14 protein-coding genes are annotated in these 16,753 nt (G+C 74.7%); 3 read left to right on the top strand and 11 right to left on the bottom strand.

What is annotated here, in order from left to right; all coding sequences use genetic code 11:
• The 4 genes from AB0K07_RS29320 to recN form a co-directional block, all read right to left on the bottom strand.
• Positions 1-867, bottom strand: a complete 867-nt coding sequence (locus AB0K07_RS29320) for a hypothetical protein (protein ID WP_363760382.1) — start codon at positions 865-867, stop codon at positions 1-3.
• Between the two features lie 121 nt (positions 868-988).
• Positions 989-1,930 carry a copper transporter gene (locus AB0K07_RS29315; protein WP_363760379.1) on the bottom strand — a complete coding sequence of 314 codons (942 nt, stop codon included), beginning with the start codon at positions 1,928-1,930 and terminating at the stop codon, positions 989-991.
• A gap of 27 nt (positions 1,931-1,957) precedes the next feature.
• A complete protein-coding gene (steA, locus tag AB0K07_RS29310) occupies positions 1,958-3,136 on the bottom strand; it encodes a putative cytokinetic ring protein SteA (RefSeq protein WP_363760376.1) in 1,179 nt (392 codons plus the stop codon).
• 119 nt (positions 3,137-3,255) lie between these two features.
• Positions 3,256-5,013, bottom strand: coding sequence for a DNA repair protein RecN (recN, locus tag AB0K07_RS29305; protein WP_363760373.1), 1,758 nt, complete (start codon positions 5,011-5,013; stop codon positions 3,256-3,258).
• A gap of 101 nt (positions 5,014-5,114) precedes the next feature.
• On the opposite strand from recN, the gene AB0K07_RS29300 reads away from it, so the two are divergent.
• The gene (locus AB0K07_RS29300; protein WP_363760370.1) at positions 5,115-6,134 is read left to right on the top strand and encodes a helix-turn-helix domain-containing protein; all 1,020 of its coding nucleotides are present in this window, start codon (positions 5,115-5,117) and stop codon (positions 6,132-6,134) included.
• A gap of 45 nt (positions 6,135-6,179) precedes the next feature.
• Here the strand turns inward: AB0K07_RS29300 and AB0K07_RS29295 are convergent, their stop codons facing one another.
• From AB0K07_RS29295 to AB0K07_RS29275, 5 genes are all read right to left on the bottom strand, one after another.
• Entirely contained in the window at positions 6,180-9,902 is a 3,723-nt protein-coding gene (locus tag AB0K07_RS29295; RefSeq protein ID WP_363760367.1) for a S8 family serine peptidase, read from the bottom strand.
• Between the two features lie 225 nt (positions 9,903-10,127).
• A complete protein-coding gene (locus AB0K07_RS29290; protein ID WP_363760364.1) occupies positions 10,128-11,012 on the bottom strand; it encodes an NAD kinase in 885 nt (294 codons plus the stop codon).
• 103 nt (positions 11,013-11,115) lie between these two features.
• Positions 11,116-11,976, bottom strand: a complete 861-nt coding sequence (locus AB0K07_RS29285; RefSeq protein ID WP_363760361.1) for a TlyA family RNA methyltransferase — start codon at positions 11,974-11,976, stop codon at positions 11,116-11,118.
• A gap of 38 nt (positions 11,977-12,014) precedes the next feature.
• Positions 12,015-12,251 (bottom strand): hypothetical protein, encoded by a 237-nt coding sequence (locus tag AB0K07_RS29280; protein ID WP_363760358.1) that lies wholly within the window; start codon positions 12,249-12,251, stop codon positions 12,015-12,017.
• Between the two features lie 28 nt (positions 12,252-12,279).
• Entirely contained in the window at positions 12,280-12,894 is a 615-nt protein-coding gene (locus AB0K07_RS29275; protein ID WP_363760355.1) for a hypothetical protein, read from the bottom strand.
• A 110-nt stretch (positions 12,895-13,004) separates the two neighbouring features.
• Between AB0K07_RS29275 and AB0K07_RS29270 the strand changes: the two genes are divergently transcribed.
• Entirely contained in the window at positions 13,005-13,343 is a 339-nt protein-coding gene (locus AB0K07_RS29270; RefSeq protein ID WP_363760352.1) for an SCP2 sterol-binding domain-containing protein, read from the top strand.
• A gap of 34 nt (positions 13,344-13,377) precedes the next feature.
• On the opposite strand, the gene AB0K07_RS29265 is transcribed toward AB0K07_RS29270, so the two are convergent.
• Together AB0K07_RS29265 and AB0K07_RS29260 are read right to left on the bottom strand one after the other, a co-directional pair.
• Positions 13,378-14,403, bottom strand: a complete 1,026-nt coding sequence (locus AB0K07_RS29265) for an HAD-IIA family hydrolase (RefSeq protein WP_363760349.1) — start codon at positions 14,401-14,403, stop codon at positions 13,378-13,380.
• On the bottom strand, positions 14,400-15,401 hold the full coding sequence (locus AB0K07_RS29260) for a hypothetical protein (RefSeq protein WP_363760539.1): 1,002 nt from the start codon (positions 15,399-15,401) through the stop codon (positions 14,400-14,402). Before AB0K07_RS29260 ends, AB0K07_RS29265 begins: the two co-directional genes overlap by 4 nt.
• On the opposite strand from AB0K07_RS29260, the gene AB0K07_RS29255 reads away from it, so the two are divergent.
• Positions 15,390-16,753 (top strand): hypothetical protein (locus AB0K07_RS29255; RefSeq protein WP_363760346.1); only part of this gene is annotated, 1,364 nt, incomplete at its 3' end. The genes AB0K07_RS29260 and AB0K07_RS29255 overlap by 12 nt on opposite strands.

The following is a 16,753-nucleotide window of genomic DNA, read 5'->3' as shown; positions in this document are numbered from 1 at the left end:
TCAGTCGGCGCGCCGGCCCAGTGCGTCAAGCTCCCGCAGCCCCGGGGTCCGCTGGATCACCGACGTGAAGCTGACCTTCTCGCTGGCGGCGGTGAGGCCGGCGAGCACGGCGAGCAGCCCGGCGCGGCCGAGCGGGCCGGTCCGGGCGGCGAGCGCGACGCCGAGCACCGCGCCGAGGGCGTTCGCGCCGCTGTCGCCGAGCATGACCTCCTCGGCTAGGTCGTCGCGGAGCAGACCGCCGGCCGCGCCGGCCGCGCCCGCGGCAATCCCGCCGTGCGGGCCGCCGGTCAGCGGGGCGCCGAGCAGCAGCCCCGACTTGATGGCCCGGCCGGGCCGCAGGTCGAGCAGGTTGAGCAGGTTGGCGGTGCCGGCGATCACCCCGGCGCCGAGCAGCACGTCGACGCCGCGACCGAACGCGCCGTGGCGCTGGCGGCGCGGGTGCCCGGCGACCCGGGAGTCGGCGGCGAGCAGCGCGGCGGCGCCCAGCCCTGCGGCGCCGACCCCGATGACCTTGACCAGCCCGGCGGTGACCCGCCCCTCGCGCAGCGCGGCGAGGTGCCCGGTGAAGCCCTTCGCGGCCTTCTGCTCCGGGCGCGCGCCGACCACGTCGTCGTACAGCCCGACGCCGCCGGCGCCGAGGCCGGCGACCAGGGCGGCTCCGCCGGAGGCGGCGCTGGTGGCGCCGAACGCGCCGGCGGCGGCCACGCCGGCGGCGAGCGCCGGCCCGGCGGCCAGGGTCACCGTCCGGCCGCGGAAGTTGGTGCGCTCCAGCGCGGGCCCGACCGGGGCGGTACGCACCTCGCGCAGCGCGTACCGGGCGGCGGCGGCTCCGGCTCCGGCGATCAGCAGCCGGCCGAGCGCCCTCACGCCGTCGCCCCGCTTCGCTCGGCAGCGGCGTGCGACGCCGCCCTGCGGTGCCTCAGGTTCGCGCGCTGCGCTCGCTCACGCGCCGCCTCGTCGGTTTCGGACACGGGGGTACGTCGTTCGCTCACTGGGGCAGTCTAGGCAGCAGCGAGGCGGCGTTGTCCCCGACGCCGTACTGACCGGCCTTCTTCTCGGTGAGCTGCTGCACCAGGGCGAGGCTGGTGACCAACTGACCCTGCACGGTGTTGGCGTTGTCGACCGTGGAGATCGTCTGGGACAGCACCGGGTCACCGCGGACCACGGCGACCAGGTTGCCGCCGACGGAACCGTTGCCGCCCACCACGATCGCTCCGGTCCGGTCGAACTGCTCGGCGATCTTGACGACCGACTGGTCCCGCTTGTCGGAGTCCTTGTCGACGTACGGCTGGCCGCTGACCACGACGACTGCCTCCGCCGGCCCGGTGACCTTGTTGTCGTCGGTGGTCAGGTAGCCCGCGTTGTTGTACGCGGCGAGCACCGCCCGCCGGTCGGCGTCGCTGACCGGCGTGGTGCCCTGCGCCCGATCCAGCAGGACGCTGGCCAGCAGCGCGCTCGAGGTCTCCACACCGTGCCCGTTGCCGGGCAGACCGGTGGTCTGCGCGGTCGGCCGGGCGGCGGTGACGGCCAACTCCAGGAGGTTGGAGTTGTTGTCCGGGTTGATGAACTTGTCCTGCAGGTCGACGCGGCCGGTGATGGTGGCCCCGGAGAGCTGGAGCTTCTTGAGCACCCCTTCGGTGTGGTCGCGCCCGTTGGGCAGGCTGAGCACCACCACCCGGCGCCCGGCGAGGGTGCCCGGCAGGACGACCTGGGACATCTCCTCGGCGAACTCCTCCTCCAGCCCGAGCTGCTTCTCCATGTTGTTGACCGTCTGGCGCCAGTGCTGGTTGTCCTTGCGCAGCCCGGCGACCTGCCCCTCGAGCGAGTCGGCGACCGGGCCGTTGAGGGCGGCCGTGCCGACCACCAGGCCGATGGCCAGAGCCAGGAAGACCGCGGTGAGGGACACCACGTGGTACCGGAAGTTGATCACGCTTGCAGCCTCTTGATCGGTCGGGAACTAGAAGAGCCGGTACAGCTGGAACACGAAATTGTCCCACCACTCGGCGACCACGCCCAAGTACGCCTTCCCGACGGTGGAGACGGCCACCGCGGAGGCCATCGCGGCGATCGCCGAGAGCACCAGCAACAGCAACGACGAACCGGAGATGCTCTGCCGGTAGAGCCGGCTCACGCCCTTGGCGTCGACCAGCTTGCCGCCGACCTTCAACCGGGTCAGGAACGTCGAGGCCATCCCGCCGCGACCCTTGTCCAGGAACTCGACCAGCGTGGCGTGGGTGCCCACCGCGACCAGCAGCGAGGCGCCCTTCTCGTCGGCCAGCAGCATCGCCAGGTCCTCGCTGGTCGCCGCCGCCGGGAACGTCACCGCCGGGACGCCGAGGCCGTTGACCCGGGGCAGGCCGGGCGCCCGCCCGTCCGGGTAGGCGTGCACGATCACCTCGGCCCCGCAGCGCAGCACGTCGTCGGTGACCGAGTCCATGTCCCCGATGATCATGTCGGGGGTGTATCCGGCCTCGACCAGCGCGTCGGCGCCGCCGTCCACGCCGATCAGCACCGGCTTGAACTCCCGGATGTACGGACGCAGCACGTCCAGGTCGGCCTTGTAGTCGTAGCCGCGCACCACGATCAGGCAGTGCCGGCCCTGCATCTGGGTCTGGATGTCCGGCACGCCCACGCCGTCGAGCAGCAGGTCGCGTTCCTGACGGAGGTAGTCCATGGTGTTGGCGGCGAACGCCTCCAACTGCACCGAGAGCCCCTCCCGGGCGTCGGCCATCGCCTTGGCGACCGACTCGGCGTCCTGCAGGCTGCCGTGCGCCACCGGCTCGTCGCCGGCGAAGACCGTGTTGCCCTCGATGCGCACCTGGTCGCCCTCGCGGATCTGCTCGAAGACGCCCTCCCCCAGGTCGTCCAGGAGCGGGATGCCGGCGGCGATCAGCACCTCCGGGCCGAGGTTCGGGTAGCGGCCGGAGACCGAGGGCCTGGCGTTGAGCACCGCGGCGACACCGACGGCGACCAACGAATCGGCCGCCACCCGGTCCAGGTCGACGTGGTCGATGACCGCGATGTCACCGGGGCGTAACCGACCGACCAGGCGTTTTGTCCGGCGATCGAGGCGCGCGGTGCCGAGGACTCTGCCCGGCTCCGCGATCCGGTTCCGGCGCAACGTGGGTAGACGCATCGTGACCATCCTGGCATGTGAGGCAGGCTTTTCTGTCGCGACATGCCTGAGCAGGGCCGCCTACCCAGGGAAGCACACGTCGGCGCAAGCCGGTGTGCTTGCGCTCACAATACGCGGCGTCACGGGCGCCTTTCCTTGGCCGCCACGGCCAGAAGCTCCTCGGCGTGCGCGATACCCAGATCCGAATCGGGCAAACCAGCGAGCATCCGAGCCAGCTCCCGGGCGCGCTCAGTGTCCTCCACGACCCGGACCCCGCTGGTGGTCACCGCGCCGCCCGTGTCCTTCGCCACCACGAGGTGCCGGTCGGCGAACGCCGCCACCTGCGGCAGGTGGGTGACGACCAGCACCTGGTGGCTGCGGGCCAGCCGGGCCAGCCGCCGGCCGATCTCCACCGCCGCCTGACCGCCGACCCCCGCGTCGACCTCGTCGAAGACCAGCGTGGGCGGACCACCGGAACCGGCGAAGACCACCTCGATGGCGAGCATCACCCGGGACAGCTCACCGCCGGAGGCGCCGCGCTGCAACGGCAGCGACGGCGCGCCCGGGTGGGCCAGCAACCGCAGCTCCACCTCGTCGCCGCCGTCCGGGGCGACGCCCACCTCCACGCCGTTGACCGACAGCGCCGGCTCGGACCGACCGGCCGGCCGGGGCAGCACCGCCACCTCGATCCGGGCGTGCGGCATGGCCAGCCCGGCCAGCTCGACGGTGACCTGCTCGGCGAAGCGGACGGCCGCCTCCTGCCGGGAGATTGACACCCGACCGGCCAGATCGGCCACCTCACCGGCCAGCCGCTGCCCGTCCCGCTCCAACTCGTCGAGCAGGTCGTCGGAGGTGTCCAGGTCGGACAGTCGGGTGCGGGCCCGCTCGGCCCACGCGATCACCCCGTCGACGTCGTCGGCGTACTTGCGGGTCAGCGCGCGCAACGCGGCCCGCCGCTCGTAGACGTGCTGCAACCGGGCCGGATCCGCGTCGAGCGTCGCCAGGTACGCCGACAGCTCGGCGGAGACGTCGGTGACCAGCGTGGCCGCCTCCTCCAGCCGGACCGCCAGCTCACCCAGCGCCGGATCCGTGCCGGCCTGCGCCTGCAGGGTGCGCCGGGACGTGCCGAGCAACGCCGTCGCGTCCGGTGTCTCGTCGGTCGCCTCCGCGCCGCCGGCCAGGCACTGCTGGGCCAGCTGCGCCGCCGTACGCAGCCCCTCGGCGTGCTCCAGCCGCTGCGCCTCGGTCTTCAGCTCGTCGTCCTCACCCGGCTGCGGATCGACCCGGGTGATCTCGTCGAGGCCGAGCCGCAGCAGGTCCGCCTCCTGGTTGCGCTCGCGGGCGTTGCGGCGCCGGTCGGCCAGGTCGTCGACGATCCGCCGCCAACCGGCGTACGCCTCGCGCAGCGCGTCGAGCAGCTTCTCGTGCTCCGGGCCGGCGAACCGGTCCAGTGCGGCCCGCTGCTCGGCGGGGCGCAGCAGCCGCAGCTGGTCGGACTGGCCGTGCACGGCCACCGCCTGCTCACCGACCTCGCCGAGCATCGACACCGGCATGCTCCGGCCACCGAGGTGGGCGCGGGACCGGCCCTCGACCGTCACCGTGCGGCTCAGCAGCAGCGACCCGTCCTCGTCGGGCTCGCCACCCGCGTCGGTGATCCGGGCGTGCACCGCGTCGGCGACGCGACCCTCCAGGCGCAGCCGCCCCTCGACCACGGCCCGGCCGGGCTGGGCACGGACCCGCCCGGCGTCGGCCCGGCCCCCGAAGAGCAGGCCGAGGCCGGTGACCACCATCGTCTTGCCCGCACCGGTCTCGCCGGTGATGACGTTCATCCCGCCGGTCAACGGCAGCGTGGTGTCCTCGATGACGCCCAGTCCGGTGATGCGCAGCTCTTCCAGCACAGCAACCGACAGTAGACGCGAGGCCCGACACTTGACCAGCCGACGGACCCGCGGGCAGGTCGCGGCGCGGCCGACACCGCGCCGACGTACAGTTCTGCCCCGTGTTGGACGTGATCGGCCTGACCCCGGCTGAGGAGGAGCTCTACCGCTGCCTGCTCCAGCTCACCACGGCCCGGATCGACGAGCTGGTCCGCCGGCTGCACCGCCCCCGCGAGCAGGTCGTCGCGCAGGTCGAGGCCCTGCGGATCAAGGGCCTGGTGCTGCCCACCGACACCGACCCGGACGCGCCGCTGCGCCCGACCGCACCGGACGTCGCCCTCGGCGCGGCGCTGCTGCGCCGGCAGGAGGACCTGGAGGCGGCCCGGCGGCGGGTCACCCAACTGGCCGAGGAGTACCGGTCCGGGCTGCGCCGCCACCACGGCGACCACCTGGTCGAGGTGATCACCGGGGCCGGGGTGCTCCGCGATCGGCTCCGCGACCTGCAGAACTCGGCGCGTACCGAGGTGCTCTGGTTCTGCCGGGCGAACCCCCTCGCCATGGCCGGCCCGGAGAACGTCGAGGAGTTCGACGCGCTGGCCCGCGGGGTGAGCTACCGCGCCATCTACGAGCGGGACCTGCTGCTGGAGCCGGGCGCGCTGGCCGACCTGACCAAGGGGGTCGCCGCCGGCGAGCAGGCCCGCGTCCTGGACCGGCTGCCGGTCCGACTGGCCATCGTGGACGCCCGTACCGCCGTCTGCCCGCTGGTGCCCGACCGCGACGGCGGCGAACCGAGCGCCGCCGTGATCGGCCGCAGTCAACTGCTCGACGCGCTGCTCGCCCTCTTCGAGAGCCACTGGCGGGTGGCGACCCGCCTGCGGCTGGACGACCCGCTCGCCGTGCCGGCGACCGAGGGCCGGCGATCCGACCCGGACGACCACCCCGGCGACGGCTACCGGCCGGACGCCGACGAGGCGCGACTGCTGTCGCTGTTCGTGGCCGGGGTGCCGGACAAGTCGATCGCCTCGCAGCTCGGAGTGAGCCGGCGGACCGTCCAACGACGACTCGCCGACCTGATGGCCGTCGCCGGCGTGGACACCCGCCCCGGGCTGGCCTTCCAGGTCGCCCGGCGGGGCTGGATCTGAGCCGGACGGGGCGGGACGGCACCCGGCCGCCCCGCCCCGCGCGCGTCAGCGCAGCCCGTACGCGTCGACCACGGTCTGGTCGACGGTGTTGCCGGCCCGGTCGCTGCCGTGCACCCGCAGGGACACCGCGCCCCGGCCGGCCGGCACGGTGGCCGTGAACCGGGTGCCGGAACCCTTCACCGGCACCGCGCGCCAGTTCTTCCCGCCGTCGAAGGACACCTCGACGCGCAGGCTGGTGCCGGTCGGCGCCGGTACGCCCGCCGGCTGGCGCAGGGTCAGACCCAGCCGGTGCGTCCGACCGTCGGCCACCCGGCCGCGCAGGTCGGCCGGGACCTGGTAGTCGACCTGGAGCAGCGGCAACGGCTTCGCCGCGTCCCCGGTCGGGCGGGCCGAGGTGAACTGCCACGCCGTCTCGGTACGGGTGGCGTAGCGCCACTCGTCCGAGGAGCGCTGCGTGGCCAGGTCCAGCCGGTAGCGGGCCGGCTCCGCGGTGGTGGGCACCGCTGCCCACCCGCCGGAGAGGTCGGCGATCTGCTTCCCGTCACGGCTGAGCCGGGCCTCGACGGTGTCCGGCTCCTCGCTTGCGCCGGCCGAGCTGTAGTTCCCGTCGGCGTCGACGAACTCGGCCACCCGCAGGTTCAGGGTGTCCCCGGTACGGGTCGGCACCGGGGCACCGGCGCCGGCCGGTACCGCCGGCCGGATCACCGGGGCGTGCCAGGTCTCGGTGTCCCGGTCGTCGGCGGCGTACTGCCGGGGCTGCTGGGTGAGCCCGCCGAGCAGGCGCCCCCAGGACCAGGTGATCTTGTGCAGGACCTGGTGCTGCCACCAGGCGTCCCCGGAGCTGACGAACTCCTGCCGGGTGGTGCCGGTACGCACCAGCCGCTGGTCGTCGTTCCAGGAGGTCTCCTGCCACGGACGCCAGCCGAACCGCTGCTCGGTGGCCCACTCCGTACCGCCGACGTCACCGTAGTTGGCGCTCACCTCGGCCGTGTTCTTCGCGGTGACCGTGTGCAGGATCCGCTCCGGCACCCGGCCCTTCGAGACCTGCCACACGTCGTACAGGTAGGGGCTGTCCACGGTCAGCGTCAGGTCCAGCGTCGCCCGGCCCTTGCGGACCGTCGCGATCAGCCGCTGCCCGTCGTCGTACGCCACCACCATCGCCGGGACGGGAAGCCGGTCTCCCACCGGGTTCCAGACCGTCCACGCGCTCCAGTCCGCCGGCCGGACGATGAGCACCGACTTCGCACCGGCCGCCGCGGCCGCCGCGATCTGCTCCTCCTCGGAGACGTCCGGGCTGGCGGTGAGCAGCGCCGCGGCGCCGCGCACCCGGGCAAGTTCGGCGGGGGTGCCGGTGCCGGCCCAGACCAGCGGCAGCTTCTGCCGGCCGGCCGGCGCCGGCGAGTAGCCCATCAGGTTGATGTCGAGCGGACCGGAGAACCCGCTGATCCGGGCGTCCACCATCGGCGCGACCAGCTGCCAGCGCGAGGCGAACTCGAACTCGCCCTGGCGCACCTGACGGGTCGGCGTGACGTTGACCTGCTGGATGGTGCTGAAGGTCATCACACCGTGGTCGACCTGCCGGCCGTTGCCGAAGATCCGGTGCTCGTAGAAGCTGATCGCTGCCCGCTGCTCGGTCGGCTTCGGCGTCTCGATCCGCACCGGGGTTCCCTTGCGCGGGTCGAGCACGACGGTGACGTCCCCGGTGACCATCAGCTCCGGGTCGGTGACCAGGGTGATCTGCTCGTCCAGCGGGGCACCGTGCTCGATCAGCGCCTCGACCAGATACGGGCCCTCCTCGACCTGCACCTGCGTCTCGCCGGGGATCCAGCCCATGAAGTCGGACTCGGGCTGCTCGCCGAAGAGGGTGAGCACCGGTGCCAGGCCCGGCTTCCCCTGCATGTCCAGCGCCTTCAGCGTCACCGTGTGCACCGGGCCGCTCAGGGTGAGCCCGACGGCGGTACGCACCGCGACGCCGTCCGCGCCGGTGGCGACCAGCCACCCGCCGTGCGGGCCGCGGGCCAGCTTCGCCGGGTCGGCGCGCAGCGGCACGGCCACGCTGCCGCCCGCCGGGACGGTCACCTCGCCGCCGCCGGCGGTGACCCCGTCGGGCTCGGCCGCGCCAGTGTCCAGGTTGCGCAGCTCCAGGGCCAGCCGCAGGGTCTGCGGGGCCGTGGTGCCGTTGGTGTACGTGACGGTCCGCTCGACCGCCGCGCCGCCGGTGGACACCCGACCGAAGTCGGCGGTGGCCGAGCCGTACACCCGCTGGCTGAGTGCCCGGGCCACGTCGACCCGGCCGCCGCCCTGCTCGAAGACGGTCAGCTCCGGGTTCGCCTTGGTGGTGCTGACCAGGGCGTCCTTGAGCTTCCCGGCGGTCCAGTCGGGGTGGTCCTGGGCGAGGATCGCGGCCGCCCCGGCGACGTGCGGAGTCGCCATCGAGGTGCCGGACGCCGTCGTGTACGCGTCCCCCACCGGCGTACCCATGGTGGTGCCGGCCGCCCGGGCGGCGATGATGCCGACGCCCGGCGCGGTGATCTCCGGCTTCAGGCCGTTGTCGCCGAGCCGCGGTCCGCGGCTGGAGAAGGTCGCGAGGTTGTCGTCGCGGTCCACCGCGCCGACGGTGAGCGCCGCGGTGGCCGCGCCCGGCGAGCCGACCGAACGCGGCGCGCCCTCGTTGCCGGCGGCGATGACGAAGAGCGCCCCGGTCTCGGCGGTCAGGTCGTTGACCGCCTGGCTCATCGGGTCGGTGCCGTCGGTCGGGGAGCCGCCGAGGCTCATGCTGACCACCTTCGCGCCGGAGTGGGCGGCCCACTCCATGCCCGCGATGATGGACGAGCTGGAGCCGGAGCCGCCGTCGTCGAGCACCTTGCCGATCAGCAGCTGCGCGCCGGGGGCGACGCCCTTGCGCAGCCCGTCCGAGGCGGCGCCGCTGCCGGCGATGGTGGCCGCCACGTGCGTGCCGTGGCCGTGCCCGTCCCGGGCGCTGCCGCTGCCGGAGAAGTCCTGCGCCTCGGCGATCCGGCCGGCCAGGTCGGGGTGGGTCGCGTCGACACCGGTGTCGAGCACCGCCACCCGGACGCCCTTGCCGTCCCGTCCGGCGGCCCAGGCCGCCGGCGCGCCGATCTGCGGCACGCTGTGCTCCAGCGCCGGGCGGACCTTCCCGTCCAGCCAGATCCGGGCGACGCCGGCGCCGAGCCGGGCGGTCGTTCCGGCGGTACGCGCCTGCGCAGCGCCGCGCAGCGTCGTCCACAGACCACCGAGGTCGCCCTGGGCGACCCGCAGGGCCGCGCCGTTGATGCTCTCCAGCGGCCGGGCGTCGGTGGCGCCGGCCAGCGGCCGGACCCGGCCGGCGGCCGGCTCCTGGTAGCGCACGATCAGCGGCAGCGTGCCCTGCGCGGCGTCGCCGTACCCGTCGGCCGCCAGCTCCTGCACGTCGAACAGGTTGGGGTCGAGCACACCGGCCGAGAGGTACGGCACGACGTCACTGGGCAGCACCCGCAGCCCACCGTCGGCCTCCACCGTGTGGAAGGTGATCCGCTCGCGGCCGGGACCGGGGTGGACGGTGGCGGCCAGCCGGCCGGGCGCCGCCTGAACGAGTTCGACCTGGTCGCCGGTGATGAGGGTGATGTGGACGGGCGCGGTACCCGGGACGGCCGGTCCCGGGTTCGGGCCGGTGGGCCGGGCGGACGGTGCGGCGGACGCCGGTGCGGCGAGCCCGACGACCAGCGCGCCGACCGCGCCGGCGGTCAGCCAGCGTGGGGGCCAGTGCATGCGATGCGCTCCTCTACTCCAGGGGGCCGGTCTCAGGGAGATCAACCGATCGGAGTCTGCGACGGAGCGCGTCGGGTGGTCACTAGGTGCGGCGCGCCGCACCAGCGACATGTCGCCAGGTGGACATCGAGCGGCGGACCCGGGGCCGTCGGATGGCCGGCGGGTTTCCGCCGGACATCCCGGACCTGCTGACCCGCTGAGGGCGACGCCCTGCCGGACGGTGGGTCAGCGACGCGAGCCGCGCCAGCCGTGCACGGGCAGCCCGAACTTGGCGACCAGCCGGTCGGTGAACGGGCGCGCCCGCAGCCGGACGATGCGCACCGGCAACGCGCCCCGCCGCACCGTGACCCGGGCGCCGGGCGGCAGGTCATAGACCCGCCGGCCGTCGCAGCAGAGCACCGCGAGGGTGGTGAACGGGTCGACGGTGATCACGAACGTGGACGTCGGGGCGGTGACCAGCGGGCGACTGAACAACGCGTGCGCGCTGATCGGCACCAGCAGCAGCGCCTCCACCTCCGGCCAGACCACCGGCCCGCCGCCGGAGAACGCGTACGCGGTGGAGCCGGTAGGGGTAGCGCAGACCACGCCGTCGCAGCCGTAGCGGGACAGCGGCCGACCGTCCACGTCGACGAGGAGTTCGAGCATCTGCGCCCGCTCGCCCTTCTCGACGCTGATCTCGTTGAGCGCCCAGGACTCGATGGTCGGACCACCGTCGAACTCGGCCGTGACGTCCAGGGTGAGCCGCTCGTCCACGGTGTAGTTGCGCCCGACGACGTCACGGACCGCGGTGTCCAGGTCGTTGATCTCGGCCTCGGCCAGGAAGCCCACCTTGCCGAGGTTGATGCCGAGCAGGGGCGCCTTCGCCGGGCGGGCCAGCTCGGCCGCGCGCAGGAACGTGCCGTCCCCGCCGAGCGCGAAGACGATCTCCGCGCCCTCGGCGGCCTCCGGCCCGACGACCGGCACCACGCCGGGCAGGTCGAGGTCATCGGCCTCGTCGGCGATCACCCGGACCTCGAAGCCCGCGGCGATCAGATCGGCGGCGACCGCGCGGGCGTGCTCGGTGCTGCGCCGACGGCCGGTGTGGGTCACCAGCAGGGCGGTCCGGCTCATCGGAGGGGCCACCCGTCCACGAGGGGACGACGCCCTGCCGTCTCCGACACCCCGCAGCGGCGGCGTGTCCCGCGCGCCGTTGCGCAACGCTCGCTGCCCGCGTTCATCCTGCGACCTCCTCCGCCGCCGCGTCCGGCACGTCGCCGGCCGTCGTCCGGCCGTCCGGCCCCGCCTCCACCACGGCCCGCACCCGCTGCGGGTCGGCCGGCGGTGCACCCCGGCGCAACCATACGAAGAACTCCACGTTGCCGCTCGGCCCGGGCAGCGGGCTGGCCGCCACGTCGGCCAGACCGAGGCCGAGCTGCGCGGCGGCGGCGGCCACGTCGAGCACCGCCTCGGCGCGCAGCGCCGGCTCGCGCACCACACCGCCGGCACCGACCCGGTCCTTGCCGACCTCGAACTGCGGCTTCACCATCAACGCCAGGTCGCCGTCGTCGCGGGTGCAGCCGGCCAGCGCCGGCAACACCAGCCGCAGCGAGATGAACGACAGGTCGGCCACCGTGAGGTCGACCGGCCCGCCGATCACCTCAGGGTCGAGCGTACGGACATTGGTGCGCTCCAGGACCCGGACCCGCTCGTCGGTGCGCAGCGACCAGGCGAGCTGCCCGTAGCCGACGTCCACGGCCACCACCTCGGCGGCGCCGGAGCGCAGCAGCACGTCGGTGAAGCCACCGGTCGACGCGCCGGCGTCCAGGCAGCGCCGGCCGGCGACGCCCAGCCCGGCGGGGCCGAACGCGGCCAACGCGCCAGCGAGCTTGTGCCCGCCCCGGGAGACGTACTCCTCGGTCGGGTCGGCGCCGGTGACCAGCAGCGGGTCGGCGGGGTCGACCATCGCGGCCGCCTTCCGCGCGGGCACCCCACGCAGCTGGACCCGGCCGGCCTCCACCAGCGCGGCGGCCTGCTCTCGCGAGCGGGCGAGACCGCGGCGGACGAGTTCGGCGTCCAGCCGGTTGCGACGTGCCATGGGTGGTTCTCCGGTCTGCTCAGGCCTGGTCGTCCCGCTCAGGTCTGGTCGATGGTGACGAGGGTTTCCCGCAGCGTCTCGTAGGCCGCCTCGTACTGCGCGATCTGGTCGGCCGGGGCGAGCGTCGCCGCGTTGGCCATGGCCCGCACGGCGGCGTCGACGGCCGGGTGCCGCGCGTCGTCGTCCCCGAGATCCGGCGGCGGACCGGGCCGGACGCCCGGTGGCGGTCCCGGGCGTGCGCCGGGCGGTGGGCCCGGACGCGCGTCGCCGGTCACCGCAGGCTCCGGCCGGTCGGCGCGGCGCTCACGAGGTGCCGTCCGGTCGCGGCTGGCCGACCGTCTTCTTGGCCGGCATGTCCGACGGGGTCGGGGGCTCCTCGGCGGTCCGGCTGATCGTCGCGGGGGGCTTCTTCGCGATCGCCTTCTTGGCAACCGCCTTCTTGGCCACGGCCTTCTTCGCGACGGCCTTCTTGGCCACGGCCTTCTTGGCCACCGGCGCGGAGACCGGGGCTCCCAACTCGCCGTCCGACGGCACCAGACCCGCGTCGGGCTGGGCGGCGCGGGTCGGGTCGGGCTGCCCGGTGGGACCGGCGGGCGGCGCGCTGGACGGCTCGGCGGCCCGCGCCTCGCGCAACTGCCGTTCCAGGTCGCGCACCCGCCGGGTCAGCTCGGCCACCTCGTCGGCGGTGGCCAGGCCGACCGCGCCGAGGGCCCGGTCGACCTCGAAACGGACCAGCTTGGTCAGCGCCTCCCGGTTGGCGGCGCTGGTGGTGACCAGCTCCTCGCCGAGGGCCTGGAGTTGGGCGGCGGTCGCGCCGCCGGAGCCGACGAGGCGACGTGCCACGTCCTGGGCCTTCTTCCGGGGCGCCTCCGCCAGGCCCATGGCCAGTTCGAGGTAGGCGCGCCACGCGTCCTGCATGCCTGAGTCCTTCCGCGGGGCGGGTGTGCAGGTGTCACGCTACCGGGCACCCCGGACCGTCCTGTGCGGTACGGTGCCGAGGACGGCGTGGCGATCAGCGAGGGGGAGACGTGGCCAGCGTGGACGAGTGCCGGCAGGCGTTGCACGAGCTGGCCGCCCGGCTGGATCGCAACGCCGAGACGGTGCGCGAACGGATCGACCTGGACCGGACGCTGGCCTGCCGGATCACCGACCTGGACGCGGCCTTCCACGGCCGGATCAGCGACGGGCGGCTGGTCGAGCTGACCGACGGCGACGACCCGAAGGCCAAGATCGCGCTCAGCACGTCCAGCGACGACCTGCTCGCCCTCGTCCGCGGCGACCTGGACGTCACCAGCGCCGTGACCTCGCGCCGGGTGTCGATCAAGGCGAACCCGTTCGACCTGTTGAAGCTGCGCAAGCTGCTCTGACGAGCGCCCACGCGTCCGGGCCAGCGACCCGCGGTCACCCGCCCGTGGGCAGACCGAAGCTCTCCAGCGCGCGGGCCGCGTCCGGGCCCGCCGGGCGAATCCGCGCCGACGCCGGGCCCGACCAGGCCGCCGCGCAGAGTGCCGCCAGGGCGTCCAGCGGCCGGCCCGAGCCGGCCAGCTCCAGGGTGCCGTCGCGGTCCGTCACCGACCAGCCTCCGGCGTCCGCCGGCCCCGGGACCCGCACCACGGCCGCCGGGTCGAAGAGCCCCGCCAGGTCCCGCGCGACGTACGTGGGACGACGCCCTGGCTCGGCCGCGAGCAGCTCGGGTACGCGGCTGACACCGGTGAGTACGAGCAGGCTGTCCAGCCCGGCCCGGCGTGCGCCCTCGATGTCGGTGTCCAACCGGTCGCCGACAACCAGGGTGCGGCCCCCGCCGCTGCGCCGGGCTGCGGTCTCGAACAGCGCCGACTCCGGCTTGCCGACCACCACGTCGGGATCCCGCTCCAGCGCGGTCCGCAACACGGCGACCAGGGCACCGTTGCCGGGCAGCGGTCCCCGGCCACTGGGCAGCGTCCGGTCGGTGTTGGTGGCGACCCAGATGGCGCCGGCCCGCACCGCGAGCGACGCCTCGGCCAGTTCGGCCCAGCCGACCTGCGGACCGTAGCCCTGCACCACCGCTGCCGGCTTCTCGTCGACCCGGGACACCGGGGTCAGCCCGACGGCGCGCAGCTCGGCACGCAGCGCCTCCGCGCCGACCACCAGCACCGGCGCGCCGGCGGGCAGCCGGTCGCGCAGCAGCTCGGCCGACGCTGCGGCAGAGGTGAGCACCTCCTCCGGCCGGGCTGGCACGCCCATCCCGGTCAGCAGGTCGGCGACCTGGCTGGACCGGCGGGAGGCATTGTTGGTGGCGTACGCCACCGCCCGCCCCTCGGCGTGCAGCCGGGCCACCGCCTCGACGGCGCCGGGGATCGGCCGGTCGATCAGGTAGATCACCCCGTCCAGGTCGAAGACGACCAGGGTGTACCCGTCGATCAGCCGATCCCCGGCGTCCGCGCTCACCGCTGCGTCGGCCCCGACTCGTCGCCCTTGGCCGGGGCGTTCCCGTCGGTGTTCACCGCGTCGCCGTCGCCGGCCGCCACGGTCCGGTCGCCAGCGGCGTCCGCCTCGGCGTGCCCGCTCTCGTCCGGGTGACGGTCCTCGTCCTCGCCGTCGAGGTCGTCCTCGTCGTCGCGGTCGTCGTCCTCGTCCTCGTCGTCGAAGTCGTCCTCGTCCTCGCCGTCGAGGTCGTCCTCGTCGTCGCGGTCGTCGTCCTCGTCCTCGTCGTCGAAGTCGTCCTCGTCGTCGCGGTCGTCGTCGTCGTCGTCGAAGTCGTCCTCGTCGTCGTCACCGGTGGTGAGCTCGGTGTCCGGGTGAGCCGGCACCGCGCCGGGAGTACCCGGGCCAGCCGCGATCTCCTCGGCCGCCTCGTCCTCGTCGTCGCCCTCGATGACCACGCCGTCGAGTTCCAGCAGCCGCTCGGCGGCGTCGGTCTCACCCTCGGTGTCCACGTCGGCGGCGCGGGAGAACCACTCGCGGGCCTCCTCACGGCGGCCCACCGCGAGCAGCGCGTCGGCGTACGCGTACCGCAGCCGAGCCGTCCACGGCACGGTGGCCTCGCTGGTGAGGTCCGGGACCTGGAGCATCGCCACCGCGGCGTCCTTCTGCCCGAGGTCGCCCCGGGCGCCGGCGGCGACGATCAGCAGCTCGATCGCCACGGCCTGGTCCAGCTTCTCCCGGTCCGCGCCGCGGAACAGGTCGATGGCCCGCTCCGGCCGGCCCAGGGCGCGCTCACAGTCCGCGAGCACGGCCAGGTGGCTCTGCAAGCCGCTCATCCGGTGGTACGTGCGCAGCTCGGCGATCGCCGTCTGCCACTCCCCCGCGTGGTACGCGGCCAGACCGACCGCCTCACGGACAGCGGAGATGCGCGATGCGAGCCGCCGGGCGGCCAGCGCGTGCGCCAGCGCCTCGGCCGGGTCCTCGTCGATCAGCTGGCCAGTGGCGACCAGATGCCGGGCCACCGTCTCGGCGACCGGCTTGTTCAGCGAGAGCAACTCGGCGCGAACGTCCTTGTCGAGGTCGGTCGCACGGATCTCGTCCGGCAACGCCGGCGCCTGGATACGCCCGCCCTCGAACGACTCGGAGCCCGCACGGTCGTCGCGGCGGAACTCGCCCTCGCGACGCGGCCGCTCGTCGGCCCGGGAGCCACCCTCGCGGTCGCCACCGCGGTAGCCACCCTCACGGCGGTCGCCGCCCCGGAAACCACCGTCACGACGGTCGCCGCCCCGGAAACCACCGTCACGACGGTCGCCGCCTCGGAAGCCGCCCTCACGGTCGCCGCCCCGGAAGCCGCCCTCACGGGGAGCACTTGGCCGCGAACCGTCGCGGTCGCCCCCACGGAAGCCGCCGCCTTCGCGACGCTCGCCACCACGGAAACCACCCTCGCGGGGCGCGCCGCCCTCACGACGGTCACCGCCACGGAAGCCACCCTCACGGTCGCCATCGCGGAAGCCACCCTCACGGCGGTCACCGCCACGGAAGCCACCCTCGCGGTCGCCGCCGCGGAAGCCACCCTCACGGCGGTCACCGCCACGGAAGCCACCCTCGCGGTCGCCGCCGCGGAAGCCACCCTCACGCGGCGCACCCGGACGGGAGCCGCCACGGTCGCCACCACGGAAACCACCCTCACGGGGCGCGCCGCCCTCACGACGGTCACCGCCGCGGAAACCACCCTCACGGTCGCCACCGCGGAAACCACCGTCGCGGTCACCGCCCCGGAAGCCACCCTCACGCGGGGCGCCCGGACGGGAGCCGCCACGGTCGCCACCACGGAAGCCGCCGCCTTCGCGACGGTCGCCACCACGGAAACCACCCTCACGGGGAGCGCCGCCCTCACGACGGTCACCGCCACGGTAACCACCCTCGCGGTCGCCGCCACGGAAGCCACCCTCACGGTCGCCGCCACGGAAGCCGCCGCCTTCGCGACGCTCACCACCGCGGAAGCCACCCTCACGGGGCGCACCGGGCCGGGAGCTGTCACGGTCACCGCCACGGAAGCCGCCCTCCCGGCGGTCGCCGCCACGGAAGCCACCTTCGCGGTCCCCGCCACGGAAGCCGCCCTCGCGGGGCGAGCTGGAGCGGCTGCGGTCGCCGCCCTGGTAGCCGCCCTCACGACGGTCACCACCGCGGAAGCCGCCGCCCTCGCGGTCACCACCGCGGTAGCCGCCCTCGCGGCGGTCCCCGCCACGGAAGCCGCCCTCTCGGGGCGAGCTGGATCGGCTGCGGTCGCCGCCCTGGTAGCCGCCCTCACGACGGTCACCACCGCGGAAGCCGCCGCCCTCGCGGTCACCACCGCGGTAGCCGCCCTCGCGGG

Origin of the sequence: Micromonospora sp. NPDC049301 (assembly GCF_040678715.1) — a bacterium.
Taxonomy (GTDB): Bacteria; Actinomycetota; Actinomycetes; order Mycobacteriales; family Micromonosporaceae; genus Micromonospora.
This window is presented reverse-complemented; position numbering and strand designations above follow the sequence as displayed.

What these genes read in the sequence shown, in the direction of transcription:
- steA (WP_363760376.1), bottom strand. Translation starts at nt 3,136, where the DNA reads ATGCGTCTACCCACGTTGCGCCGGAACCGGATCGCGGAGCCGGGCAGA.
- AB0K07_RS29295 (WP_363760367.1), bottom strand. Translation starts at nt 9,902, where the DNA reads ATGCACTGGCCCCCACGCTGGCTGACCGCCGGCGCGGTCGGCGCGCTG.
- AB0K07_RS29290 (WP_363760364.1), bottom strand. Translation starts at nt 11,012, where the DNA reads ATGAGCCGGACCGCCCTGCTGGTGACCCACACCGGCCGTCGGCGCAGC.
- AB0K07_RS29285 (WP_363760361.1), bottom strand. Translation starts at nt 11,976, where the DNA reads ATGGCACGTCGCAACCGGCTGGACGCCGAACTCGTCCGCCGCGGTCTC.
- AB0K07_RS29275 (WP_363760355.1), bottom strand. Translation starts at nt 12,894, where the DNA reads ATGCAGGACGCGTGGCGCGCCTACCTCGAACTGGCCATGGGCCTGGCG.